Source organism: Mucilaginibacter flavus, assembly GCF_030409315.1.
Classification (GTDB): Bacteria; Bacteroidota; Bacteroidia; order Sphingobacteriales; family Sphingobacteriaceae; genus Mucilaginibacter; species Mucilaginibacter flavus.
This window is the reverse complement of sequence record NZ_JAUFPS010000034.1, coordinates 30,944-54,786: the sequence shown is the minus strand read 5'-3', so window position 1 is coordinate 54,786 and position 23,843 is coordinate 30,944. Positions and strand designations below refer to the sequence as shown.

The window sequence follows — 23,843 nt, the reverse complement described above, 5'->3', positions numbered from 1 at the left end:
GCAGCGGCATCGCCGTTTAATCAATCATGTATCGGTGAATGGGCATTATGTATGGATGAATAATATTAGGGTAGCTTAATACCGCTTATCTCGATTTCATCCAGTTGCGCACAAAATCAAGGTAGCTTTCGCTAACGGGCAATTCGATATCGGTGAGTTTAACTTTGCGGTTTTGGATAGAGCGGATTTTACTGATCGGCACAATATAACTGCGGTGAATCCGCTGAAATTTATCGGCAGGTAGTTTCTCTAATACCTTTTTCAGGGGCATCAGCGTAAGTATGGTTTTGGCGTTGGTAACATGAATTTTGATGTAATCCTCCATGCTTTCAATGTACTCGATGGAACTGAGGTCGATTTTTACCATCCGGTATTCAGAGTAAACGTACAGACTTTCGTCGGCAAGTTCATCTGTAGGTTGTTTGGTTTTGTATTTGTAATACTCAATCGCTTTTTCAACCGCCTTTTCAAAACGCTTAAAATCAATGGGCTTCAGGATATAATCAATGGCTTCCAACTCAAAACCTTCGTATGCAAAGTTTTTATAGGCGGTGGTGAAAACAACCATCGGCTTTACATCCAGGGAACGCACCAGGTCGATACCCGTAATATCGGGCATGTTGATATCAACAAAAAGCAGATCTATTGGATTAGCTTTCAAAAACTCGGCGCCTGTAATGGCATCCTCAAATGTTTGCACCAGTTGCAAAGATGGGAAACGGGCAACATAGCCGGCAATCAGTTTTAAGGCCAGCGGCTCATCATCAATAGCAATACATTTTAATAGCATAGGCCTAATATATAATTAAAGATGGTTTACCCGTGTATGGTTTCACTTTTGCCATAGTTTTGAATTACACCAGCCTCGTATTCCAAAAACTCTTTCCAGCGTTTATCAACATCAATCTCTACCGCGTATTTCTTAGCCAGGCGAATAAACATGGAATAATGTGTAGCCTCGCTAATCATCAACTCATGATAAAATTCAGATAAATAGGTATCGTTAATATTCTCTGAAAGTACCTTAAAGCGTTCGCAACTGCGGGCCTCTATCATGGCCGAAAATAATAACCTGTCAATCAACTGCGCTTCACGCCCGCCGCCAATAATGATAAATTTGCGCAGTTCATTTACATAATTATCTTTCCGCTCCCGGCCTAATACAAAGCCTCGCTCAATAATAATATCGTGCACCCGTTTAAAATGGTCCATTTCTTCCTGCACCAACAAGGCCATTTCCTGCACCAGGTCTGATAGGTTGGGATTTTGTACAATAAGTGTGATAGCATTGCTTGCTGCCTTCTGCTCGCAAAAAGCATGATCGGTTAATAGTTCTTCAATATTGCTTTCCACCACATTTTTAACCCAAAGCGGGTCTGTAGGTAGCTGTAATTTAAGTATGGTTTTCTCGCTCACAGGAACAAAGATAGGGAAGTAGCGTCAAGAAATTAGAATCAGGAATTAAGAGTTGATTTATTCTTCTGGCTTAAAGGCGGGGTTGTAAGCAATCAAGCGGGAATGGTGATGGATGGAGAGAACGACTATTTGTTCGTTCACTGAAATTGAATAAATAATCCGATAATTCTTAAAGATAAGTTCGCGGGTTAACTCATCATCAAGTTTTTCAAACTTTCTACCTAAAAGAGAATTGCTTTTAAGTTTGTTTGCTGCTGAACGAATTAGCTGGATTTCCCGATGCGCGTATTTTACAGAATCCTTACTGATATAGTTATAAATCTCTTTTAGATCATGCAGTGCTAACCTGGAGAAAATTATTTTTAGTTCCACTTTGCAATCTCAGCATCTAACTCGTCTTCTGTTAAGAAATCACCATCCTGTACTTGCTTTCTGGCGATCTCAATTTTTTGTAGAAGTATAATTTCTTCTACCACATCATCAACAGAAAATGTATCTGGCATATGGTCTATCAGTTCCTTCACTTTATCTTTGGTAAGCATTGCTCAATCTCCTTTTTTATAAATATACGATTTTACTTATACAAACTCTTGCTCTCGATGAATTTCAAAACCGGGTCTGGTACAAAGTATTGCACATTCTTTTTTTCGGCAATCGATTTGCGGATAAAGGTGGCGGAGAGTTCCATCTGTGGCGTCATGGTGATGGTTACCGATGGATGATCGGCAAGTTCGGCATTTTCATAACCAGGGCGGGGGTACACGTAAATGCGATAATCGCGCAGGATTAATTTATAGTTTTTCCATTTATGAAGGGTCCCCAGGTTGTCAGAGCCCATAATTAGGGCAAAATCATGCTCGGGGTGTTTTTCTTTAAGGTGGGTTAGCGTATCAATGGTGTAGGATGGCTGCGGCAGTTTAAGCTCCACGTCGCTTACTGTAATGTTAGTGGCGTTATCAGTCGCCAGACGGGCCATTTCCAGTCTATCATAGGTGTTAATCAGATCGCCGTATTTTTTTAATGGATTTTGTGGCGATACAACCAGCCAAACCTTATCCAAAGTAGTATGGTTGGCCATGTAATTGGCAATGATAAGGTGCCCTATATGTATTGGATTAAATGAACCGAACAGTAAGCCTATCTTCATTTTGCCCCCTAACCCCCTGAAGGGGGAATAAAGTAAATGTTATTTATTAATGTGTAAGCCTTGCCAAACAAAATTTGACACTCCCCCTTTAGGGGGCCGGGGGGCTAATAAAATTACTCACCAACTCCTTAGCCTCTTTACAGGCCGTTTCAAGATCGTAATTTTTGAGGATAATATCAAATTGCGGGGCGTATTTCAGCTCTTTTTCGGCTTTGGCAAAGCGTTCTTTCAATTTTTCTTCGCTATCGGTGCCCCGGCCGGTTAAGCGTTCAATTAAAACCTCCAATGATGGGGGCTGTACAAATATGGCTAATGCCTGTTCTCCATATTTACGTTTAAGGTGAAGACCACCTTCTACGTCAATATCAAAAATAACGGTTTTGCCTTTTGCCCATATGCGCTCAATTTCGGCACGTAGTGTACCGTAAAAAGTGCCGGTATAAACCTCTTCAAACTCAACAAACTGCTTTTTGGCAATACGGTGGGTAAACTCGGCCAGGCTAATAAAATAATAATCTTTCCCATCTTGCTCATCGCCGCGGGCCTGCCGGGTTGTGGCCGAAATAGAAAACTCCAGCTCGGGAACAATACCCAACAAATGGTGTACAATAGTGGTTTTACCCGCTCCAGAGGGTGCCGAAAATATGATGAGTTTACCGTTCATTTTTGTCATTGGTCAGTTGTCATTGGTCATTAGTTTTTGAACGATTAAGCACAAATGACTAATGACCGGTGACTAATGACTATAATACGTTTAAAAGCTGTTCTTTAATTTTTTCTAACTCCTCTTTCATGCCTACAACCAGTTTCTGGATGTTGGCATCGTTGGCTTTTGAGCCGAGGGTGTTTATTTCGCGACCGATCTCCTGCGAAATGAAACCAAGCTTCTTGCCATTCGCATCAGCATTTTTAAGGGTTTCTAAAAAGTATTCGCAGTGGGTTTTAAGCCTGATTTTTTCTTCGGTAATATCCAGCTTATCAATATAATAGATTAATTCCTGCTCAAAGCGATTTTGGTCAATAGCTTCACGGCTGGCAGCCTCGGCTAAGAAATTGTTTAACCTTTCGCGAATCAGGGGAACACGTTTAGGATCTTCCAGTTCAACCAGTTCCAGGTTTTTAAGGATGATATTGATGCGGTATTTTACATCATTTTCCAACACATTACCTTCATCGGCCCTAAACTGTTGAAAAGCGGCTAAAGCGGCCTGGAAGGTTTTTTCAACCTGTTTCCATTCGTCTTCAGATACCGTTTCTTCATCGTATTTCACCACTTCGGGCAGGCCCAAAGCAAGCTGTAACAAGTTTGATGTAGGATCATTCAGTTCCTGGCTTACATCTTTTAACTGCTGATAGTAATGTTTAAGCAAAACTTTATCAATACCGGCTGCTTTAACGGCACTGGTTGCCTGCTCTACGTTGATAGAAAGGTTTACCTTACCGCGCTCAATAAGCTTGCTGCACTCGTTGCGTAACTGAAATTCCTTTTCAGAAAATATTTTAGGCAAACGAAGTGAAAGTTCAAGAAACTTGCTGTTCAGGGATTTGATCTCAACGGTATATTTAGTATTACCGGAGTCAAAACTGGCAATTCCATACCCTGTCATGGATTTTATCATGTGCAAAGATAGGGTTTTTAGTTTTAAGTCGGAAAAGTCCGGAAGTCAGTAAAGTCCGGAAGTTAGAAAAGTCGGAAAGTCCGAAAAGTCAGTAAAGTCCGGAAGCTGGCCTTAGCTTGAAAAGTTTTTAAATCTCAGCCATCAACAGTTTTATCTTCCGGACTTTACCGACTTCCGGACTTCCCGACTCCCACCCCTTTAACACTTTTTCACACTTAATTTAAAATACTCTGCCTATCTTTACGTTTATACTTTATTAATGCGCATTCGTTTTACCCTGCAGTTACTCGTATGCTTTTGCTTTGTTTTAAATGCATCAGCACAGGAATTTACCCTTAAAGGGGTTACATCCAAAAAGAACACGCCCGAACGTGAAGGGCAGGTAATGATCAAAAACCTTAAAACCAAAGCGCTTTACATAAGCGATGACCTGGGTTGGTTTTCTGTTAAGGCTTCTGTTGGCGATACACTACTTTTCTCCAAAGAAAATTTTACTCCGCAAAAAATAGAAGTGCTTAATAACAGCGATATGCCTGTTTATATGCAGCCGCAAATTATATTAAAAGAGGTTAAAATTACCGGTCAAACCAAAAAGCAGGAGATCAACGAAATTATGGGCGATTACCGAAAACAGGGTACGTTTTACAATGGTAAGCCGCCTGTATCATCGTTTGTGACCAACCCGTTAACCGCTGTGTACGAGCTTTTTGGCAAAACTCCTAACCGGGCAAAACGCTTTGCTCAATTTTCGAAAGGCGAATTGGAGCAGGCCGAAATAAACAGACGATATAATGTGGCTTTTGTAAGGCAGGTTACCAAATTAGAGTCAGATACGCTGGCGCATAAATTCATGGATTATTACACGCCGACTTTTGATGATTTAAAGGGCTGGAATGATTATGACCTAATCCATCAAACCCAAAAATCTTTTGACTATTATAAGAAAAGTAATGATAAAGACAGGCTTGAGTTAATCAACTCGCCAACCTTTATCAAGCCAGATTCTACCAGGTTGTCAAAACCGGGACAGCACTAAACAGAAGAGATGTGTTATTAAATACCTAATGTTTCGCAGGCCTTTTCGGCGGCCAATTTCTCGGCGTTCTTTTTACTGAACTCTTTGCCAGATCCCGTTACTTCGCCATCAATAAGCGCTTGTACGGTAAATAGTTTAGCGTTTTCGCCTTCCTGGTTGGTAACCAATTCAAAAGTAATATCACGGCCATGGCGCTGGCACCATTCAATGAGTTTACTTTTAAAGTTGGTCTCGGTTTGCTCCAACGTGTGTATATCAATATGGGCTTTAATAATATGGTTTATCAAAAAGTTTTTGGTAAAATCATAGCCCTTATCTAAATAAACAGCGCCTATTAATGCTTCAAAAGCATCCCCAAGTAATGATCCCTGCCTGCTGGAGTTTAGCATGCGGCTATCATACTCAATCAGTTTATCAAAACCAAGCTTACGGGCAAGCTGGTTAAGGTTGTTACGGCTCACAATTTTTGAGCGTAACTCTGTTAAAAAGCCCTCATCCTCATAAGGATAAAGTTTAAACAATACTTCGGCAACAACACTGCCTAATACGGCATCGCCTAAAAATTCAAGACGTTCGTTACTGTTCTTGACTCCCTTTTTTACATTTTGGGCTACAGATTTATGCCGAAATGCCAACCGGTATAACGACAAATTGCCCGGCACGAAGCCGAGCAAATTCTTTAAAACCTTAACGTATTTTCTATTGGGCGATATATAAAGCTTGTAAAACCGACTGATAGGCATCAAACCACAATTAAGCTTGGTATTTTTTAAATATCACAGAAGCATTATGGCCGCCGAAACCAAATCCGTTGCTTTGAACTATGTTAATATCCCTTTTTTGCGCAGCATTGAAAGTGAAATTAACTTTAGGATCAAAAGATGGATCATCGGTAAAATGGTTAATAGTAGGGGGTATTATACCATTCTGTAAAGCAAGTATAGAGGCAATAGCTTCAACCGCGCCGGCGGCACCTAAAAGGTGACCAGTCATTGATTTGGTTGAGCTAATGTTGATGCGATAAATATCATCGCCAAAAACATCGTGTATTGCTTTTATCTCCTGCGGATCGCCAATTGGTGTTGATGTTCCGTGAACATTCACATAGTCAATATCAGCAGGGGTAAGGTTAGCGTCTTCTAAAGCCATACGCATTACCAGGGCCGCGCCAAGTCCGTCCGGATGTGGTGCTGTCATGTGGTAGGCATCGGCACTCATACCGCCACCAATCATTTCGGCATAAATTTTAGCGCCACGGGCCTTTGCATGCTCCAGCTCTTCTAAAATTATGGTACCTGCGCCTTCGCCTGCAACAAAACCATCCCTGTCCAAATCAAACGGGCGTGAGGCCGTTGATGGATCATCGTTACGGGTTGATAACGCGTGCATAGCGTTAAAGCCGCCAATACCTGCTTCGTTGATGATTGCTTCAGAGCCACCGCTTATAAACATATTAGCTTTACCCAAACGGATATAGTTAAATGAATCTATAAGTGAATTGTTTGATGAAGCACACGCGGATACTGTTGAAAAGTTTGGTCCGCGTAAACCGTATTTAATAGAGATATGGCCAGGGGCAATATCGGCTATCATTTTAGGGATAAAGAAAGGGTTAAAGCGGGGAGTACCATCGCCTTTGGCAAAGTTGGTAACTTCATCCAAAAACGTTTTCAAACCGCCAATCCCAGATCCCCAGATAACGCCTATGCGACTGGTATCTAACTTGCTAAAATCTAAACCCGCGTCTTTTACGGCCTCTTCTGTTGAAAACAGCGCGTATTGTACAAAGGGATCTAATTTACGGGCATCTTTACGACCCAAAAAACCATCCGCATCAAAGCCTTTTACTTCGCATGCGAACTTAGTTTTGAAATGTGTGGTATCAAAACTTTTGATAAAGGCAGCGCCACTTACTCCATTGATCAGGCCATTCCAGTAATCTGAAACAGTGTTGCCAATAGGAGTAAGTGCTCCAAGCCCGGTTACTACAACTCTTTTAAACTCCATTTAATCCAGTTAGGGGAGTCTTATTTAACGTTTTTTTCAAGGTAAGCAACCGCCTGGCCTACAGTACCGATAGTTTCAGCCTGATCGTCAGGAATAGCCACGTTAAATTCTTTTTCAAACTCCATGATTAATTCCACGGTGTCTAACGAGTCGGCACCAAGATCGTTGGTGAAACTCGCTTCTGGTGTAACTTCACTTTCGTCAACACCCAGTTTTTCTACGATAATAGCTTTTACTCTTGAAGCGATATCAGACATAGTCTTTATAGTTTAATGATTAATAAAAATTCAGTGCAAAGAAAAATAAATTATGTCAATAATCAAATCTAAAACTTTTACAATATATTTCGATAACAAATATTTTAGGCAAAGGGTTTGTATTTGTATTTTTGACGGCGTAAAAGTAATGATTTTGAACAGGAAATTTTTAAAGTTTGAGATCGATTTTGATTTTGTGCTCATCGCGGTAACATCTTCCCTAAAAGATTACCGTGTATGTTATCATATCAATAAATTTTTGAATTTTAATTTTGTTAAAACCGAGGATTTATCTGTAGATATTTTACGCGGAGCCGAGCCTGTTTTGTTTTCAAAATACTATTATAACTGGGAAACCACCGAAACAGATTTCTATTTTATTGCCAATAAAGGCTCTGAGGGCTATTTAGTGCCCGAAATGAAGAGCGCCGATTATTTTTTAATGATCCGCAATTATATTGACGATACCGACCTTGATAACCTGATATCAACCCTAAATAAAATCCCCGAAATTGTTGCCGCCGTAAAGATTGATCCGAAAAAAATAAAATCACGGGAAAATCTATTATTTTAGCGCAAAATTTTAAAAGTGTTGGTATCACACCTAACGTGAAACAAGCCAGTTTTATAACCAGAACAATATGAAATTATATTATAATCGTACTAAGATTGTTGCCACAATGGGCCCGGCATCAGGTAAAAAAGATGTTTTATTAGCCATGATAAAAGCCGGAGTTAATGTTTGCCGTCTTAATTTTTCGCATGGCCGCCCCGAAGATCATAAAGGCGTAATTGACATTATCAGGGAAATTAATGCCGAATACAACACCAACGTTGGCATCCTGGCCGATTTACAAGGCCCTAAAATCCGTATTGGTTTGGTAAAAGATGGCGGTATTCATTTAGTGAATGGTACCCAAATTAAAATTACTACCCAGGAGTGCATTGGTAACGACGAGCAGATTTACATTACTTACGATACCTTCCCACAGGATGTACAGGCAGATGAGATCATTTTATTAGATGATGGAAAACTGCAGTTAAGAGTAATTAGCACCAACAGGCTGGATACTGTTATTTGTGAGGTTGTACACGGTGGTATTTTAACATCACGTAAAGGCGTTAACCTGCCAAACACCAAAGTATCTATCCCAAGTTTAACAGAAGAGGATTTGATTAATCTGCAATTCGCGTTAAAATATGACGTGGAGTGGATTGGTTTATCTTTTGTGCGTACCGGCCAGGATATTGTTGAATTAAAAGAAATTATTAAACAAAGCGGCAAAGCTGCTAAAGTAATAGCCAAGGTTGAAAAACCAGAGGCAATTGATAACATCGACGAAATTATTGCCGCTACAGATGGCGTAATGGTTGCCCGTGGCGATTTGGGTGTTGAAATGCCTTTAGAAGAAGTGCCTTTGTTACAAAAAATGATTGCCCGCAAATGCCGCGCGGCTTCAAAACCGGTAATTGTAGCCACCCAGATGCTTGAATCAATGATCACTACCCCGCGCCCAACACGTGCCGAGGTTAATGACGTTGCCAACTCTGTATTAGATGGCGCTGACGCGGTGATGCTAAGCGGTGAAACATCTGTTGGTGAGTTTCCGGTTATTGTTATTGAAACAATGGCAAAAATTGTACGCAATGTTGAAGAGTTGGGCTATCCGTTCAATGCTGCTAAAGAAGCGCAAATTAATCCAGCTTCGGTAACCGACTTAAGCAACGCGCTTTGCGAATCGGCTGTTCACCTTGCACAAAGTACAGATGCTGTTGGTATTGTATCCATGACCACATCTGGTTACACCGCGTTTGAAATATCAAGCCACCGCCCTAAAGCAAGTACTTATATCTTTACATCAAACAAACAGCTGTTAAACGCGCTGAGCCTTGTTTGGGGTGTACGTTCTTTTTACTACGATAAGTTAGAAAGTACCGATGATACCATTAATGATGTTAACAACATCCTTAAAGCTGCCGAGCTTATTAAAACTGGCGATGTGGTTATTAATACAGCCGCTACACCAATTACTAAACAAGGTAAAACCAATATGCTTAAAGTAAGTGTTATTGAATAGTAACACGCTTTAAATAAATTAAAAATAAAGAGCTCCCTGGTTGAAAAATCAGGGAGCTCTTTTTATGTCGATATTTTTGCGCGGGGTAATTTTAGGATAAACAAAAACAGCGATAGGGGGTACCCCATCGCTGTTTTCAATATTTTGATAATGAGCTTTAATTACTCATTTTCAATAGCCGAAAATACTTCCAGCAGGATATTCCATTTTTTTGAAGTGGCATCAATTTCCCAAATACGTACGTAATTGTAATTGCCTACCACATTGCCTTTTGTAATGCGGGCGTGCCCGTAGCTATAAGCCAGGTCATTACTTACCGAGCGGCCTGCATCGGTAGTTTCGGCCGTAATGCTGATGGCTTCGTTGTTGATGAATTTCATGATCACATCCGGGCCACTCATTGGCGCAAAACCAGGGAAGTAATAACGGCCTTCGGCACTTAAAAACTCTTTGTAACTGGCCAGTGCCGATATGGTAAGCGAGTGATTAAATATTTTATCGGTATTTACAATAACGCTTTTGGCAGTAAACGGATCTTTGCTTGGTGCTGTTTTTGTGGTGGCGTCGGGCTCTTTAAAGTCGGTTACCACTTGCTCTTCCGGTTCGGGATGTTGTATGCCCAGGTCAATCAGCAACTTTAATTTATTGTTGTCGTCAACATCGGCACGCCATATAGACACATAATCGCCAAAAACTTTTTCATCATCGCCTTTGCCATTGTCATAAACATACGGCCCGGCGGTAAAGGCCAGATCGCCGTTGGCAGATATGCGGGCAAACTTTGGTTGCCAGCTTAATTTACCGGCTTGTTTATCAATGTTGGAGTAAAAATCAACTATTTTAACGGCATCGGGTTTAAAAACAATGCCATCCGGTGCGGCAACAGATAAAAAACCATCTTTAATGCCTTTACGTTCAACTAACTTATTAAAAGCCTCTTCGGCGGTTACAACTTTACTTACTTTAACCGGAGCTGTTTGTGCTGTAGCAAAATAGCTATAGCTCATAAGTGTGGCGGCTAATAATACTTTTTTCATGTTTTGATTAAATAATGGGGAGGGCAATTTAGTAATAAATTTTAAGTAGGTTATGCAATTGTAAATTGCTGCAAATTATGAATAGCTTTATGCTATTACATTTTTACATACACCTTGTGAAACGAAAACGATGATATTTAATTGTGGAGTTTGCATATAAATTGAGCGCAAGTTAATTTTAATGGTGTTTAGGTTACAAAGGTAACTATACGTTTAATTACCTGTTGCAACTATAATTAACGTAACCCAATATTATGTATAATGTTTTGTTTGACCATGCCGTTTTACAATTGAACAATAAATTTACGCTGTTATGAAGATGTCTTTTTTGATAGTATCCTTGCTTTGCTGCAGTATTTTAACACGTGCACAGCAATCGCAAATTTTAAATGATAACCAGGGCAAGCCTGTAATGCAACAAGGTTATACTGATGTGGAAGGAAGCCCGTACCTAAACGCAAACTGGTTTCCCGGTGTTGTTAACCTTGCCGGCGGCAAAGCGGTTACCGCTAAAATCAAATATGATCTGGTAAAGGACGAACTGCTGTTTCAAAGCCCGCGCGACTCCATGGCCCTTGCATTTGTTACCCCGGTTAAAAGTTTCAGCTTTGGCGTGTTTGGTGTTGATGAAACCAGCCTGGTGCCCCTGGTATTCAGTAATGGGTATGCCAGTATTGACGATCAAACCACTGCTTCATTTTACCAGGTAATTGCTGATGGAAAAGTTAAATTGCTTAAGCGGTACAGAAAGGTGATTCACTCCGATCAGGCATTTAATTCGGCAACCACTACCAAAAGCTTTGTTATGCGCGATGCCGTTTATTACTTAATAAAAGATGGTAAAATAGAAAAATTTAAGACATCGCAAAAAACAGTACTTGCCGCCCTTAACGATAAGGCCGATAAACTACAAACCTTTATCAAAACCAACAAGATTGATTTTAAAAGCGATAAGGATTTAGCCGGGCTGTTTACTTACTATAATAGTATTGAGTAGTAAGTATCAAGTAGTAAGATTTTTTTGGGGGAGAGACAAAATAGATAGCATGAGTAGTAAGTGTCAAGTAATAAATAAAATGTCTTACTACTTGATACTTACTACTTACTACTAATTTTTGCTCCAAAGCGTACCTTCCTTGCTATCCTTTAGCTGGAAACCAATCTGTGATAAACCTTCGCGGATTTTGTCGCTGGTGGCGTAGTCTTTATTGGCTTTGGCTTCGTTACGGAGGGTCACTATCAGGTTTAATATTTTTGGTAAATCATCGTTATCGGCCTGCTCGTCCTTTAGGCCTAAAACATCGCGCACAAAGGAGTGCATGAGGTTTTTTAGTGCTTCAAGGTTGGCGGCGTCAATTTTCATTTTGCCATCATGTACCGAGTTGATGATGCGCGATGCTTCAAACAATTCGGCTATTAATACGGGGCTGTTAAAATCATCGTTCATGGCAACGTAGCAACGCTCTAATAGCGGCGCTATTTCAATGTCGGTGCCGGCAGATGCTTTTAGGCCATCGAGTAACGCGTACGCGTTCATGAGGCGTTTAAAGCCTTTTTCAGACGCGTCCATAGCCTCGTTACCAAAATCGAGTGTGCTGCGGTAATGCGCTTGCAGCATAAAAAAGCGAACCATCATTGGGCTATATCCCTTATTAAGAATAGAGTTTTCGCCGCTGAAAAGTTCATGCGGTAAAAAGCTGTTACCTAACGATTTTGACATTTTTTGCCCGTTTACCGTAAGCATATTGGTATGTACCCAGTATTTTGCCGGATTTTTACCGCAGCAGGCTTCGTTTTGCGCAATCTCGTTTGTATGGTGTGTAGGTACCAAATCAAGGCCGCCGCCGTGAATGTCAAACTCGGTGCCCAGGTATTTCTGGCTCATGGCCGAGCATTCCAGGTGCCAGCCCGGGAAGCCCACGCCCCATGGCGATGGCCATTTCATGAGGTGCTCTGGTTTTGCTTTTATCCAAAGGGCAAAATCAAGCTTGCCATGCTTCTCTTCCTGGCCACCAAGCGTGCGGGTATTATTTAGGAGGTCTTCCAGGTTACGGCCGCTTAGTATGCCGTAATTTTTTGTCTTGTTGTATTTTTCTACATCAAAATAAACCGTACCATCAACCTCATAGGCATAGCCTTTTTCGAGGATGGTTTTTACCATTTCAATCTGTTCAATAATATGGCCGGTGGCGGTTGGTTCAATGCTGGGCGGCAGAGTATTTAAAATACTCATTACCTCGCGGAAGCCTACCGTGTATTTTTGAACAATTTCCATAGGCTCTACCTGGGTCAGCTTTGCTTTTTTTGCTATTTTATCGTCTCCCTCATCGCCGGCATCCCCTTCAAGGTGACCGGCATCGGTAATGTTACGCACATAACGAACCTTATACCCTAAGTGGGTGAGGTAACGAAACATCAGATCGAAAGAAATATAGGTACGACAATTACCCAGGTGTGCATCACTATAAACGGTTGGGCCACACACGTACATGCCCACATGCGGTGCGTTTAATGGCTTAAATTCTTCTTTTTTGCGGCTTAATGTATTGTAAACAAACAGATTTTGTTTCATGAAGGCAAACTTACGATTTTTTAGATTTTAAGCTAATCGGGCGTAGGGAATATTACACGGTTGATACATATCCTATCAGGTTTGATGTAACAGGTATTCAAATGTATATTTTGGCTCATATCCTAAACGCTGTTTTGCTTTATCGCATATGTAAACCCTATCTATACTTTTTGGAAACACCCAGTTTTTGTGCTGATAAATAGCATGGGCTTCAGGATAGTATTTAAGGATAGCTGCTTCGGGATTGTGCTTCAACGTCACAAGATCGACAGGCGCAAACGGCGATCCGCTGGATATGTTGAAGATCTCGAAGTTTTCAAAATGAGTGTTCAGCGCAAGCCGCAAAGCCTCCGCGCCATCCCGCTCATCTAAGCCCCGGTATAACCGGTGATTAATTTTAAGATTATCATCCTCGGGCAAAAAACGGCCAACACGGTATACTGAAGTTTGCAGGCCTTCTTTATAAAAAAAGTCCTTGCAAAGTTGCTCGGTGGTTTGTTTGGTGATGTCGTAAATATCGCGTGGTTGTTCGGGCAGCAGTTCATCAACCCAAACGGCTTTTGCGTCATCAACCATGGCATCGCCGTAAATAGATGTTGTGCTGGTGTATAAAAATTGTTTTACTCGGTTTTTTATACATGCGTTTAATAGGTTAAGGGTGCCTTTAATATTAACATCAATAAACGCGTCCCTGGGATACGCCAGATCGTAATGTTTGCCATGCAATGCCGCAGTATGAATAATGGCCTGGAAGCCGTTACATACATCCTCAACCACTTGCTTATTTGCAATGTCGATAAGCTTATCGGTAGTATCTGATGCAATTACATCTATTCCAAAAACGCGGTGCCCATAGGCCCTTAAATGATTTACGGTGCAGGAGCCCAATCTGCCGGATGAGCCGGTGACTAATATATTCATAGTCTTAATTCAAAATCAAATCGCTGCGCAGGGGGTAATGATCCGATAATTTTTTCTCGATGATCTGGTACGATGCTATATCAAATTGTTTGCTTGCCATAATATAGTCAATCTGGTAGTTAGGGAAATCGCCATTATAGGTACGGCCCAGGCCCGACCCTTTTTCGCGGAAAGCGTTTTTAAGGCCTTTAGCCATTTGGTTTACGGCGTATGAGGTAGGTGTGTCATTAAAATCGCCCGAGATAATGTAGGGATAAGGGCATTGCGCGGCATGTTCTTTTACTTTAACAATTTGCATGCTCCGTTTAATGAAAGCGTTTTTCAGTTTTACACCCAGCCTTTTGGTGGAGTGCATATCTGTTTTACCTTTTTTTGATACGCTATCAAGGTATTTGTAATCTTCGGGATCAAATTTGATAGATTGCAGGTGCACGCTATACACCCTGAACATTTTCCCGCCCTTTTTTACATCCACATACAGGCATTGGTTGCCCGATCCTTTTTCGTCAGACAGGCGGATCATCCCCTTGGCTATAATGGGAAGTTTTGAGAAAATGGCCATGCCTATACCTTCAGAATCATTAAAATAAAAAGGTTCAAAATAAAAGTTACTGCTTCCCAGTATTTTTTTGAGCGAATCGCTGGTATCATAAGGCCCTTTATACCGTGTATAAAACTCCTGGAAGCCGATAACATCGGGCGATTCATCGGCAATAAGCGCGAGGATTTCCTGTTTGGTAGATACATCGTTTTTTGAGCCATAATGTTTAAAGTTATGAACGTTGTAGGTCATCATCCTAACCGAGTTGATGCCCGGCGCAGGCAAAAAAGATGAGCGGGAGCGAAGGCCGATGTTGTTATTAAGTACCCCCCAGCCAATTACAATAGTTACCAATGATATAACTACAGGCCAGCGCCTGCGCAACAACCAGTAAACAATCAAAATTACATTGAGTAACAGCAAGGGCGGATAAGCCAAACCAAAAAAGGCAATTATCCAAAAGGTTTGGGGACTAACAACGGGGGCCAGGTAACTGAGCAGCAACGCTAAACAAAGCAGGAAGTTTATCCATAAAAATACTTTATCAATAAAACTTAATCCTCCTTTTTTATTTTTCATTCTTGCTTGCCCGTGCTAAGGTATCGCGCTCCTGCTTGTTAAGGCTATCATAGCCCGATTGTGATATTTTATCTAATATACGGTCAATTTCGTCCTGGCGGGGGTAGTCGGCGGTGTTTTTACCCGTATTGTTATATACAACCTTTAATTTTGACTTTGATTTGAATATACCCCGGATGCCTTCGATCCAGTCATGGCCTTTTTGTAATTGTTTAATGTAGATAAAACCAAGTAAAGCGCCGCCTAAGTGGGCGATTTCGCCGCCGGCATTGGGGCCTACGGTACCCAGGAAATCAATGATGAGGATAAAGATTACCAGCCATTTTAGCTTTACCGGGCCAATAAATATGAGCGATATGGTGTAGTTAGGCAATAAGGTTGCTGTTGCCACCACAATGGCCATTACACTTGCCGATGCGCCAACAATGGTAGTAGTAGCCGCAGCGTTAACGCTGGTAAAAAAAGGAAGGAAGTTTAAAGCCAAAAGATAAAATAAGGCACCTGCCAGGCCGCCCATCAGGTATAAACCTATAGTGCGCTTATTGCCAAGGTACTCTTCAAATATTTGCCCCATCCAATACAGCCACAGCATGTTGAAAAGGATATGCAAAATACCATCGTGCATAAACATATAGCTTATAGGCGTCCAGAAATGAGTGGGGAATTTGGAAAATGCCGCCGGCAACTGTAGGTATTCTGTTGCAAAATATTCTATCAGGCTACGATGCCCTACATTGGTAAATAGTTTTTCAAGAACGGCCGTCATATTAACGGCTAAAAATACAATTACGTTAATACCAATAAGCAGGTTAAGCTTATTGCCAGACCGAAGCATTTTGTACTGAATATTTTGCCAAAGGGTGCTCATGATATTTTGCCCGTTATTTATTGATAACTCCTGTTACGTTTAATAATTGCCCGAGTTTTGTAATTTCCAAATTTTTACTAAAAGATAACCAATTAAGGCACCCCCAAGATGGGCAAAATGGGCTGTATTATCCCATGAATATTGTTGGTAGCCAAGGAAAAGTTCAATTACGATATATACAGGTATAATGTATTTAGCTTTAATAGGAACCGGGATAAACATAATCATCAATTCCAGGTTGGGATACATCATTCCAAACGCTACCAGTAACCCAAATATAGCGCCTGAAGCACCAACCGTTTGTCCGTAGTAAATTGCTGCAAGTTTCTCACCTGCTCCGTGGTACTGATCAAATGTTTCCTGCAATTCGGGATGCGATATGGTAAAGGCTCCGGTAATAGCATGTACCTCATACGCCTGCACAGCAAAATTACAGAGTACGCCGCCTATGCCACATAAGAAAAACAAGTTGAAAAACTTTTTTTGCCCCATGGAATACTCAAGAATAGGCCCAAACGAAAACAAGGCGAACATGTTGAAAAAGATATGCGCGAAACCACCATGCATAAACATGTAGGTGATTATTTCCCATGGCCTGAAAAATGGAGAATTGAAATAGTACACTGGCAAAACCTGCATCACCTTTGGAAAGTACTTGCCAATGGTAATATCACCTATAAAAAATAAAATATTGATGATCAGCAGGTTTTTTACAACCGGTGTAATATTGGCAAAAGGCGATTGATTGTATCCGTTCATAGTATAGTAAAAGCCCGGGGGCTATTTTTCAAAGCGTTCCATTAATTCGGCCAAAGTAAAGGTACTGATTACGGGCTTACCGTTCAATGCCTGGTTGGGCGATTGGCAGGCAAAAAGCTGGTCTATCAGTTGGTTCATTTCCTCAAGCGATAGTTTGGTGCCGGTTTTTATAGCCGCGTTGCGGGCTAATGACCGGGCCAGGTTATCGCGTTTATCAACCTTTAAAATAGCCATGTTGTTTTTAAAGCCTTCTAACAAATGTTCTAAAAGTTCATGTTCACCAACGTTGTTCAGGTCGGCAGGGATACCGTCGACCACCACCGTGTTTTTACCAAACTCGCGGATGTCAAAACCGAGGGCCTTAATATCGGGCAATAGCTCGCGCAGCAACTCAAAATCGGCACCGTTTAATGTTACCGACTGCGGGAATAAACTTTGCTGACTTAAGCCCGAGTGGTTTTGCAATTGCTGTAAAAAGCGCTCATACAAAATACGCTCATGCGCGGCCTGCTGACTGATGAGCATAAAGCCCGATTTTATTTGCGACAATATAAACCGGTTATGGATCTGGAACAACTGCCGTTCACTGGGTTTGCTCACCTCTTGTTCATCAACCGAGATGAGCTTTTCCTCGTGCATTTCATGCTGCAGGTTGGTTTCTTTTTTGCTGATCTCGTACAAGGTATCCCAGTTCATAGGGATAGCCGCGCTGCGATGGTCACTGCTGCTGCTGTCCCTGAAATTAGGGTATTCTCTCAGCGGCTGCTTTTTATCGGCTGCAAAAGGGTTAAAATCGGGATTGAAAGATATGGTGGGCGCAACAATTTCCTCAAAAGGTTTTGGGGTTATCAGGTGCTCAATGCTGTTTTCCTGGTCAAAATCTAAACTCGGCGTAATGTTGTACCGCCCTAAAGAGCGTTTAACTGCCGACCGGATAATGGCATAAATAGCCTTCTCATCCTGGTACTTGATCTCGGTTTTGGTAGGGTGTACGTTAATATCAATTTTTGACGGATCAATATCAATGAACAGCACATAAAACGGAAAGCAATCATCGGGCAGTAACTCTTCAAACGCGGTTAAAACGGCATGATTGAGGTACGCGTCGCGGATAAAGCGATTGTTTACAAAAAAGAACTGCTCGCCCCGGGTTTTGCGGGCAAACTCGGGCTTGCCAACAAAACCGCGCAGGTTAATAATAGTGGTATCTTCTTCCACCGGTACCAGGCGCTGGTTATAATTATTGCCGAAAAGGTGAACTATGCGCTGTTTAAGTTGCGCGTTGGGCAAATGGTAAACCTCCTGCCCGTCATGGTGCAGGGTGAAAAATATCTGCGGATTGGCCAATGCAACCCGTTGAAACTCGTCGATAATGTGCCGCATTTCTACCGGGTTACTTTTTAAAAAGTTGCGGCGGGCGGGCGTATTATAAAACAGGTTTTTTACGGAGATAGAGGTGCCGGTATTGGCCGAGCAGGCTTCCTGGCTAATCACTTCCGATCCTTCAATAAAAATGCAGGTGCCTAATTCATCCTCGTGTCGGCGGGTTTTTAGTTCCACCTGGGCAATAGCGGCAATAGATGCCATGGCCTCGCCCCGGAAACCCATGGTACGGATGGCAAACAGATCATCGGCCTTGCGAATTTTTGATGTGGCGTGGCGCTCAAAGCACATGCGGGCATCGGTAAGGCTCATGCCGCAGCCATCATCAATAACCTGTATCAATGATTTACCTGCATCTTTTATAATGAGCTGTATTTTGCCGGCCCCGGCATCAATGGCATTCTCCACTAATTCTTTTACGGCTGATGCTGGTCGTTGTACCACCTCGCCAGCGGCAATCTGGTTAGCAACGGCATCCGGTAAAAGCTGAATTATATCTGACATCTAAAAAAATTCCCTTCAATTTCGTTTTCGATGCTAAATTAAATATTTGAAGGCATAACTTTATGATTTGATAATTGTATAAGTATAGGATGATGGAATAAAGACAAAAGATCAAAGACAAAAGATAGTAAGTCACTTAACACCAGTGAAGCTATCTTGATTCTTGACTCTTGATTCTTGACTCTCTTTAATTACCATCGTATGAGAAAACTCTTGCCTGCGCTGTTGCTTTTGGCCGCGGCCTGCAAACAAAAAGAATATAATGCCGATCTGTTAGTTAAAAACGCGGTTGTTTATACCGTAGATAGCAGTTTTACCACCGCCAATGCCTTTGTGGTAAGTAAGGGTAAAATATTAGCTGTTGGCAGTGCCGACTCGTTAGAACAAAAATATAACGCTCACGAAATACTGGATGCCAAAGGTGCCGCAGTCTATCCGGGTTTTATTGACGCGCATGCTCATTTTTATGAATACGGATTGGGCTTGCAGGAGGTAAGTTTAGACGGTACCAAAAGCTGGAAAGAGATTGTGGACTCGGTTGAAGCCTATGCTACCCGCAATCCCGATGGCTGGATAGTTGGCCGCGGCTGGGATCAGAATGATTGGGATAAAAAACAATTCCCCGATAAAGCTAAGCTCGATTCTTTGTTCCCGGTAAGGCCGGTGATTTTGAGCAGGGTGGATGGGCACGCGGTAATTGCTAACCAGGCAGCTTTGAATATAGCCGGAGTAAAACCGGGCCAAACCATAAGCGGTGGCGAAATTGAAACGGTCAAGGGTAAACTAACCGGAATTTTGGTTGATAACGCTGTGGGCATCGTCACCCGAAAAATTCCGGAACCAACACCGCCGGTTGTAGAAAATGCCTTGCTATCGGCACAAAAAAATTGCTTTGCAGTAGGCTTAACTACTATTGATGATTGCGGTTTACCCTACACCATGATTAACACCCTTGCCGATTTACAACATAAAGGCTCGCTAAAAATGCGCCTGTATGTAATGCTGGCAGATAGGCAGGAGAATTATGATTACCTGTTTAAACACGGCGCCTATAAAACCCCTTTACTTGATGTACGCTCTTTTAAGGTTTATGCCGATGGCGCGCTGGGTTCAAGAGGGGCATGTTTGCTGAAACCTTATGCCGATTCTGCCAGGTGGAATGGTTTTTTACTAAGCAGCCAGGCACACTTTCAGGAGGTTGCTAAAAAGATAGCCGAAAAAGGGTTCCAGATGTGTACCCATGCCATCGGCGATTCGGCCAACCGGGTGATATTAAAAATTTATGCTTCGGTTTTAAAAGGTAAAAATGATAAACGCTGGCGCATAGAGCACTCGCAGATTGTAGCGCCCGAGGATGTGAAACTTTTTGGCGATAACAGCATCATCCCATCGGTACAGCCCACACACGCCACATCAGATATGTACTGGGCCGGTAAACGCCTTGGCGAAAAAAGATTAAAATCATCGGGCTATGCCTACAAAACTTTGCTGAAGCAAAACGGCTGGATTCCGTTAGGGACAGATTTCCCGGTAGAGAATATTAACCCCATGTACACGTTTTATGCAGCGGTAGAGCGTAAGGATTTGAAAGGTTACCCCGAGCATGGTTTTCAAAAAGAAAATGCCCTGACCAGGGAAGAAGCTTTAAGGGGTATTACCATTTGGGCGGCCAGAGCCAATTTTGAAGAAAAAGAAAAAGGCAGCATTGAGCCAGGCAAGTATGCCGATTTTGTGATTTTAGATAAAGATATCATGAAAGCCAAAGGCACCGAATTGCCAACAGTGAAAGTGACAGGTACCTATATAAACGGAGTTAAAGTATATGATAAAAAATAAATGGGGCCGCATGGCCTTAGTACTATCGGGGTTTGCATTGTTTAACACCGCCTGCGCGCAGGTACCACCACTAAGCGGACAAAATTACGTAGCCGAAGAAAGGCTGGTGCAGAACTCAACTGTTTTGCTCAATAACGCTAAATATATGATCCCGCTGCAAAAGCTGGAGGATTTGAAAGTAGCCAGTGTGCATTTTACCAATCAATACGCCACCGCTTTTGATAGTCTGCTTAATAAATACACCAAAGTGCAGGCCTTTGAGGGCGGCACTTATACCGGTGCTAAAAATCTTACCAATTTAGCCAACGACTTAAAGTGGTATAACACCATTATTTTGCAGGTTAATGAGGCGGATTTGAACAACCCCGCATTGATCAATTTTATCAACACCACCCAAAAAACTAAAAGCGTAATTGTTGCTGCTTTTGGCAACGGGGCATTGTTAACCAAACTGAATGATGTTACCGTGCCGGTGATCTGGGCGGAGCGGGTTTCTGTTGTATCTGCCTCGTACGCTGCGCAGGCTATTTTTGGCGGGGTAAGTATCACCCAAAAGCTTACCAAAACCTACTCGCCGGTTTATAGTACGGGGATGGGCTTTACCAGCCAGCAAATAAGGCTGCAGTACTCGGTACCCGAAGATGTGGGCATTAAAACCGAAAACCTGGATGGTATAGACAAAATTGCCCGCGAAGCCATCAGCGAGCACGCTACGCCCGGTTGCGTTGTTTTGGTGGCCAAAGATGGTAAGGTTATTTTTAACAAAGCCTACGGCTATCATACTTATGATAATGCCATGCCCGATAAATTGACCGACATCTTCGACCTGGCATCCATGACCAAAATTTCGGCTACCACGGTGGCGACCATGCAGCTGTTTGACCAGGGTAAGTTAAGTATTGAAAATACCCTGGGCGATTACATTCCGCTGGCGGTTAAAAGCAATAAAAACGATGTAAAGATCAGGGAAGTGCTGCTGCACCAGGCCGGCTTTATCCCGGATATCCAATCGTTTGAAAAAGTAAAACCATCAGATCATAGCACTGATTCATCGGCAGCCTACCCAACACGGGTATCTGATCATTATTTTTTGCGGAAAGATTATTACAAAGATGTAATGTTCCCGGAAATGTTGAACTCGCCCCTTAAAACCCGCGGGCAATATGTATACAGCGATGTAAGCATGCTGTTTATGCAGGAGGTGATAGAAAACATCACCTCTATCCCCGAAAATACCTACGTGCAGCAGCAGTTTTACACCCCGCTGGGCATGCAAACCGCAGGCTTTTTGCCATTGTACAGGTTTAACGCTAACCAGATCATCCCAACAGAAAACGACCAGGAATATCGCCATAGTTTATTGGATGGTTACGTGCATGACCCAACCGCTGCCCTTAAAGGCGGCGTAGCCGGCCACGCCGGTTTATTTGCCAGTGCCAATGATGTCGCCATACTTTACCAGATGCTGCTTAACAAAGGCAGTTATGGCGGCGTACAGTATTTTAAACCCGAGGTGGTTGATTTGTTCACCACCAAACAATCGCCCGTGAGCAGGCGCGGTTTAGGCTTTGACCGCTGGGACCCCATAGCCGACAGGCACTACCCAAGCAAACTGGCATCTGATCAAACCTTTGGTCACACAGGTTTTACCGGCACCTGCGTATGGGTTGATCCTAAATATAAACTGGTATACATTTTTCTTAGCAACCGGGTAAATCCCAACGTAGGCAGCAAGCTAAGCAGCCTCAACATCCGTCCACGGATACAGGATGTGGTGTATGAAGCGATAGGAAAGGGTATGTGATTTCGGATTTGAGAATTTCGATTTCGGATTTATTTATTTGATGATTTGTTGCGACAACGCGAGTTTCCAGCCCGTGGGTGGTACGGTTGCAGCTTTCAGCTGTTGAGGGCTTCAGGTTTGGATAAAGATTATGTATACCAAGAATTACACTACCTTGAATTCGTGGTAGTTGAATTTCGGAATGGGAGTTTTTATTTTAAAAAGTAAATTGAATAAATCATAGATGGACGCCTATTCCAAATATTCCCCTGTTTTTATATCTTTTATATTAGGGATAACAAGTGCTATAATAATTCAATATTTAGCAGATAGGAGAAAGCTAAAAAGGATAAAAGGTGCTATTTTAGCTCATTTAAAGGATTCTATTCTTCCCTGTTGTAAAGGTCTAATTGAAAATTATCAGCTATGTCAATATATTCTAACTCATGAACATTCTGTTATTATAAATACGTTTGAAAGTTTCAATACGGATTTATATAAGGCAAATCATCCATCGGAGTATTACAAGCTATTTTATTCAAGCAAAGTAAAGAAAGACAAATTCTTATTGATCAGCCATATTTATTCACTTGTGTCATTTTTAAAGGAAAATTTACCTTTTGAAATGGATGAAAGTTACAATAATGAAATAGAACGACATTTAGATAAGCATGTTAAGGCAAATGAAAACAGGAATGAGCATAGAGTGACTTGCAACATATGCAAACGAATTCAGGAAAAATATAATAACTTATATGACATGCGAATTGAAGAGGTTAAGAAACTTGAAAAACTCGTAATTGAATTTTTGAAATAACTTATTGCCCCTGCGAGCTTTCAGCTGCTTTTCATGCAGTAGTTTAATAATAAAACGACTATTGATTTATGGAAAACTAAGTTTAACGGCATCTAGTATCAAAAATTAAGATGAAGAAGTCTTTCCTATATCTATCATTAGCGATTTTATTCGCCGGTTGTGCCGCTCCTAAAGAATATGTAATGCCATTTCTGAATTTTGGATACACCGGGGATAGGTTGTTTCCTGTATCAAAAAGCGACGCCGATTTTGAGTTTAGGGCCTGGGTAAACTATTCAACTTCGATTGATAGGGTTGTTACGATATCAAGCTCTAAGGATTTTGGCTTTGCTGGTAAACTACTCGAAATAAGAAAAAATACATTCACCCGCAGCAAAACAGATAATACGACTTTCAAACAAATAAATATTGTTCCCCGCAGTGGTTTTGAAGGATTTATAGCCAAGGCTGATTCGTTGAAACTTTTAGAAGAAAAAGATCAGGTGGCTGAGGGTTTTACGCCCGCTTTGCATAGCCCGTTTTCGCTATACGTTATTGAAATAAAAAAGAATGGGAAAGTAAATCAATTTAGGTTTAATACTTATTTCCCCGGAAGTAAAGAGCCAGTAGAAGATAAATATCAACGGATACAAAAACTCATTGCTGAGGAGTTTCAATTTGATGTTTATCCCAATAAATAACAA

The 23,843-nt window shown here is 41.7% G+C and carries 25 protein-coding genes; 8 read left to right on the top strand and 17 right to left on the bottom strand.

Annotated elements, in window-relative coordinates:
- Positions 1 to 85 precede the first annotated feature (85 nt).
- The 7 genes from QWZ17_RS15575 to QWZ17_RS15545 all read right to left on the bottom strand — a co-directional run bounded on the left by QWZ17_RS15575 (position 86) and on the right by QWZ17_RS15545 (position 4,182).
- Positions 86 to 790 (bottom strand): LytR/AlgR family response regulator transcription factor, encoded by a 705-nt coding sequence (locus QWZ17_RS15575; RefSeq protein ID WP_290306184.1) that lies wholly within the window; start codon positions 788 to 790, stop codon positions 86 to 88.
- 26 nt (positions 791 to 816) lie between these two features.
- A complete protein-coding gene (locus tag QWZ17_RS15570) occupies positions 817 to 1,416 on the bottom strand; it encodes a MiaE family protein (RefSeq protein WP_290306183.1) in 600 nt (199 codons plus the stop codon).
- Between the two features lie 57 nt (positions 1,417 to 1,473).
- Entirely contained in the window at positions 1,474 to 1,788 is a 315-nt protein-coding gene (locus QWZ17_RS15565) for a type II toxin-antitoxin system RelE/ParE family toxin (protein WP_290306182.1), read from the bottom strand.
- Entirely contained in the window at positions 1,779 to 1,958 is a 180-nt protein-coding gene (locus QWZ17_RS15560) for a hypothetical protein (RefSeq protein ID WP_290306181.1), read from the bottom strand. The genes QWZ17_RS15565 and QWZ17_RS15560 overlap by 10 nt, the downstream gene beginning before the upstream one ends.
- 32 nt (positions 1,959 to 1,990) lie before the next feature.
- Positions 1,991 to 2,563, bottom strand: coding sequence for a nicotinate (nicotinamide) nucleotide adenylyltransferase (gene nadD, locus QWZ17_RS15555; RefSeq protein ID WP_290306180.1), 573 nt, complete (start codon positions 2,561 to 2,563; stop codon positions 1,991 to 1,993).
- A gap of 88 nt (positions 2,564 to 2,651) precedes the next feature.
- Positions 2,652 to 3,227, bottom strand: coding sequence for a guanylate kinase (gene gmk / locus QWZ17_RS15550; protein ID WP_290306280.1), 576 nt, complete (start codon positions 3,225 to 3,227; stop codon positions 2,652 to 2,654).
- Between the two features lie 79 nt (positions 3,228 to 3,306).
- The gene (locus QWZ17_RS15545) at positions 3,307 to 4,182 is read right to left on the bottom strand and encodes a YicC/YloC family endoribonuclease (RefSeq protein ID WP_290306179.1); all 876 of its coding nucleotides are present in this window, start codon (positions 4,180 to 4,182) and stop codon (positions 3,307 to 3,309) included.
- 259 nt (positions 4,183 to 4,441) lie between these two features.
- On the opposite strand from QWZ17_RS15545, the gene QWZ17_RS15540 reads away from it, so the two are divergent.
- Complete coding sequence (locus QWZ17_RS15540; RefSeq protein WP_290306178.1) at positions 4,442 to 5,218, top strand: hypothetical protein; 777 nt, start codon at positions 4,442 to 4,444, stop codon at positions 5,216 to 5,218.
- Between the two features lie 17 nt (positions 5,219 to 5,235).
- Here QWZ17_RS15540 and rnc read toward each other — a convergent pair whose 3' ends face one another.
- The 3 genes from rnc to QWZ17_RS15525 are packed head-to-tail and all read right to left on the bottom strand — an operon-like array spanning position 5,236 to position 7,482.
- A complete protein-coding gene (gene rnc, locus QWZ17_RS15535; protein ID WP_290306177.1) occupies positions 5,236 to 5,961 on the bottom strand; it encodes a ribonuclease III in 726 nt (241 codons plus the stop codon).
- 10 nt (positions 5,962 to 5,971) lie between these two features.
- Entirely contained in the window at positions 5,972 to 7,225 is a 1,254-nt protein-coding gene (gene fabF, locus QWZ17_RS15530; protein ID WP_290306176.1) for a beta-ketoacyl-ACP synthase II, read from the bottom strand.
- Between the two features lie 20 nt (positions 7,226 to 7,245).
- A complete protein-coding gene (locus QWZ17_RS15525; RefSeq protein WP_031266521.1) occupies positions 7,246 to 7,482 on the bottom strand; it encodes an acyl carrier protein in 237 nt (78 codons plus the stop codon).
- A 154-nt stretch (positions 7,483 to 7,636) separates the two neighbouring features.
- Between QWZ17_RS15525 and QWZ17_RS15520 the strand changes: the two genes are divergently transcribed.
- Entirely contained in the window at positions 7,637 to 8,056 is a 420-nt protein-coding gene (locus tag QWZ17_RS15520) for an IPExxxVDY family protein (RefSeq protein WP_290306175.1), read from the top strand.
- Between the two features lie 67 nt (positions 8,057 to 8,123).
- A complete protein-coding gene (gene pyk, locus QWZ17_RS15515) occupies positions 8,124 to 9,560 on the top strand; it encodes a pyruvate kinase (protein WP_290306174.1) in 1,437 nt (478 codons plus the stop codon).
- A 161-nt stretch (positions 9,561 to 9,721) separates the two neighbouring features.
- On the opposite strand, the gene QWZ17_RS15510 is transcribed toward pyk, so the two are convergent.
- The gene (locus QWZ17_RS15510) at positions 9,722 to 10,597 is read right to left on the bottom strand and encodes a Cif family virulence factor (RefSeq protein WP_290306173.1); all 876 of its coding nucleotides are present in this window, start codon (positions 10,595 to 10,597) and stop codon (positions 9,722 to 9,724) included.
- A gap of 313 nt (positions 10,598 to 10,910) precedes the next feature.
- Here QWZ17_RS15510 and QWZ17_RS15505 point away from each other — a divergent pair, with 313 nt between their 5' ends.
- Positions 10,911 to 11,594, top strand: a complete 684-nt coding sequence (locus QWZ17_RS15505) for a hypothetical protein (protein WP_290306172.1) — start codon at positions 10,911 to 10,913, stop codon at positions 11,592 to 11,594.
- 111 nt (positions 11,595 to 11,705) lie between these two features.
- On the opposite strand, the gene cysS is transcribed toward QWZ17_RS15505, so the two are convergent.
- The 6 genes from cysS to mutL form a co-directional block, all read right to left on the bottom strand.
- Positions 11,706 to 13,169: a cysteine--tRNA ligase gene (cysS, locus tag QWZ17_RS15500; protein ID WP_290306171.1), complete on the bottom strand. Its 1,464-nt coding sequence runs from the start codon at positions 13,167 to 13,169 to the stop codon at positions 11,706 to 11,708.
- Between the two features lie 75 nt (positions 13,170 to 13,244).
- A complete protein-coding gene (locus tag QWZ17_RS15495) occupies positions 13,245 to 14,090 on the bottom strand; it encodes an NAD-dependent epimerase/dehydratase family protein (protein WP_290306170.1) in 846 nt (281 codons plus the stop codon).
- Between the two features lie 4 nt (positions 14,091 to 14,094).
- Positions 14,095 to 15,210, bottom strand: a complete 1,116-nt coding sequence (locus QWZ17_RS15490) for an endonuclease/exonuclease/phosphatase family protein (protein ID WP_290306169.1) — start codon at positions 15,208 to 15,210, stop codon at positions 14,095 to 14,097.
- Entirely contained in the window at positions 15,200 to 16,078 is an 879-nt protein-coding gene (locus QWZ17_RS15485; RefSeq protein WP_290306168.1) for a rhomboid family protein, read from the bottom strand. Before QWZ17_RS15485 ends, QWZ17_RS15490 begins: the two co-directional genes overlap by 11 nt.
- Positions 16,079 to 16,117: 39 nt before the next feature.
- Positions 16,118 to 16,837, bottom strand: coding sequence for a rhomboid family intramembrane serine protease (locus QWZ17_RS15480; protein WP_290306167.1), 720 nt, complete (start codon positions 16,835 to 16,837; stop codon positions 16,118 to 16,120).
- A 21-nt stretch (positions 16,838 to 16,858) separates the two neighbouring features.
- The gene (gene mutL, locus QWZ17_RS15475) at positions 16,859 to 18,724 is read right to left on the bottom strand and encodes a DNA mismatch repair endonuclease MutL (RefSeq protein ID WP_290306166.1); all 1,866 of its coding nucleotides are present in this window, start codon (positions 18,722 to 18,724) and stop codon (positions 16,859 to 16,861) included.
- A 201-nt stretch (positions 18,725 to 18,925) separates the two neighbouring features.
- Here mutL and QWZ17_RS15470 point away from each other — a divergent pair, with 201 nt between their 5' ends.
- The 4 genes from QWZ17_RS15470 (at position 18,926) to QWZ17_RS15455 (ending at position 23,840) form a co-directional block, all read left to right on the top strand.
- Positions 18,926 to 20,560 (top strand): amidohydrolase, encoded by a 1,635-nt coding sequence (locus QWZ17_RS15470; RefSeq protein ID WP_290306164.1) that lies wholly within the window; start codon positions 18,926 to 18,928, stop codon positions 20,558 to 20,560.
- Positions 20,547 to 22,364, top strand: coding sequence for a serine hydrolase domain-containing protein (locus QWZ17_RS15465; RefSeq protein ID WP_290306163.1), 1,818 nt, complete (start codon positions 20,547 to 20,549; stop codon positions 22,362 to 22,364). Before QWZ17_RS15470 ends, QWZ17_RS15465 begins: the two co-directional genes overlap by 14 nt.
- A gap of 223 nt (positions 22,365 to 22,587) precedes the next feature.
- Positions 22,588 to 23,160, top strand: a complete 573-nt coding sequence (locus QWZ17_RS15460) for a hypothetical protein (protein ID WP_290306162.1) — start codon at positions 22,588 to 22,590, stop codon at positions 23,158 to 23,160.
- Positions 23,161 to 23,270: 110 nt separating this feature from the next.
- Entirely contained in the window at positions 23,271 to 23,840 is a 570-nt protein-coding gene (locus QWZ17_RS15455) for a hypothetical protein (RefSeq protein ID WP_290306161.1), read from the top strand.
- The last annotated feature ends 3 nt before the right edge of the window (positions 23,841 to 23,843 follow it).

Coding starts and splice junctions, on each gene's coding strand:
- QWZ17_RS15575 (WP_290306184.1), bottom strand. CDS start 790: ATGCTATTAAAATGTATTGCTATTGATGATGAGCCGCTGGCCTTAAAA.
- QWZ17_RS15560 (WP_290306181.1), bottom strand. CDS start 1,958: ATGCTTACCAAAGATAAAGTGAAGGAACTGATAGACCATATGCCAGAT.
- nadD (WP_290306180.1), bottom strand. CDS start 2,563: ATGAAGATAGGCTTACTGTTCGGTTCATTTAATCCAATACATATAGGG.
- gmk (WP_290306280.1), bottom strand. CDS start 3,227: ATGAACGGTAAACTCATCATATTTTCGGCACCCTCTGGAGCGGGTAAA.
- QWZ17_RS15545 (WP_290306179.1), bottom strand. CDS start 4,182: ATGATAAAATCCATGACAGGGTATGGAATTGCCAGTTTTGACTCCGGT.
- QWZ17_RS15540 (WP_290306178.1), top strand. CDS start 4,442: ATGCGCATTCGTTTTACCCTGCAGTTACTCGTATGCTTTTGCTTTGTT.
- rnc (WP_290306177.1), bottom strand. CDS start 5,961: ATGCCTATCAGTCGGTTTTACAAGCTTTATATATCGCCCAATAGAAAA.
- fabF (WP_290306176.1), bottom strand. CDS start 7,225: ATGGAGTTTAAAAGAGTTGTAGTAACCGGGCTTGGAGCACTTACTCCT.
- QWZ17_RS15525 (WP_031266521.1), bottom strand. CDS start 7,482: ATGTCTGATATCGCTTCAAGAGTAAAAGCTATTATCGTAGAAAAACTG.
- pyk (WP_290306174.1), top strand. CDS start 8,124: ATGAAATTATATTATAATCGTACTAAGATTGTTGCCACAATGGGCCCG.
- QWZ17_RS15510 (WP_290306173.1), bottom strand. CDS start 10,597: ATGAAAAAAGTATTATTAGCCGCCACACTTATGAGCTATAGCTATTTT.
- QWZ17_RS15505 (WP_290306172.1), top strand. CDS start 10,911: ATGAAGATGTCTTTTTTGATAGTATCCTTGCTTTGCTGCAGTATTTTA.
- cysS (WP_290306171.1), bottom strand. CDS start 13,169: ATGAAACAAAATCTGTTTGTTTACAATACATTAAGCCGCAAAAAAGAA.
- QWZ17_RS15495 (WP_290306170.1), bottom strand. CDS start 14,090: ATGAATATATTAGTCACCGGCTCATCCGGCAGATTGGGCTCCTGCACC.
- QWZ17_RS15490 (WP_290306169.1), bottom strand. CDS start 15,210: ATGAAAAATAAAAAAGGAGGATTAAGTTTTATTGATAAAGTATTTTTA.
- QWZ17_RS15485 (WP_290306168.1), bottom strand. CDS start 16,078: ATGAGCACCCTTTGGCAAAATATTCAGTACAAAATGCTTCGGTCTGGC.
- QWZ17_RS15480 (WP_290306167.1), bottom strand. CDS start 16,837: ATGAACGGATACAATCAATCGCCTTTTGCCAATATTACACCGGTTGTA.
- mutL (WP_290306166.1), bottom strand. CDS start 18,724: ATGTCAGATATAATTCAGCTTTTACCGGATGCCGTTGCTAACCAGATT.
- QWZ17_RS15470 (WP_290306164.1), top strand. CDS start 18,926: ATGAGAAAACTCTTGCCTGCGCTGTTGCTTTTGGCCGCGGCCTGCAAA.
- QWZ17_RS15465 (WP_290306163.1), top strand. CDS start 20,547: ATGATAAAAAATAAATGGGGCCGCATGGCCTTAGTACTATCGGGGTTT.
- QWZ17_RS15460 (WP_290306162.1), top strand. CDS start 22,588: ATGGACGCCTATTCCAAATATTCCCCTGTTTTTATATCTTTTATATTA.
- QWZ17_RS15455 (WP_290306161.1), top strand. CDS start 23,271: ATGAAGAAGTCTTTCCTATATCTATCATTAGCGATTTTATTCGCCGGT.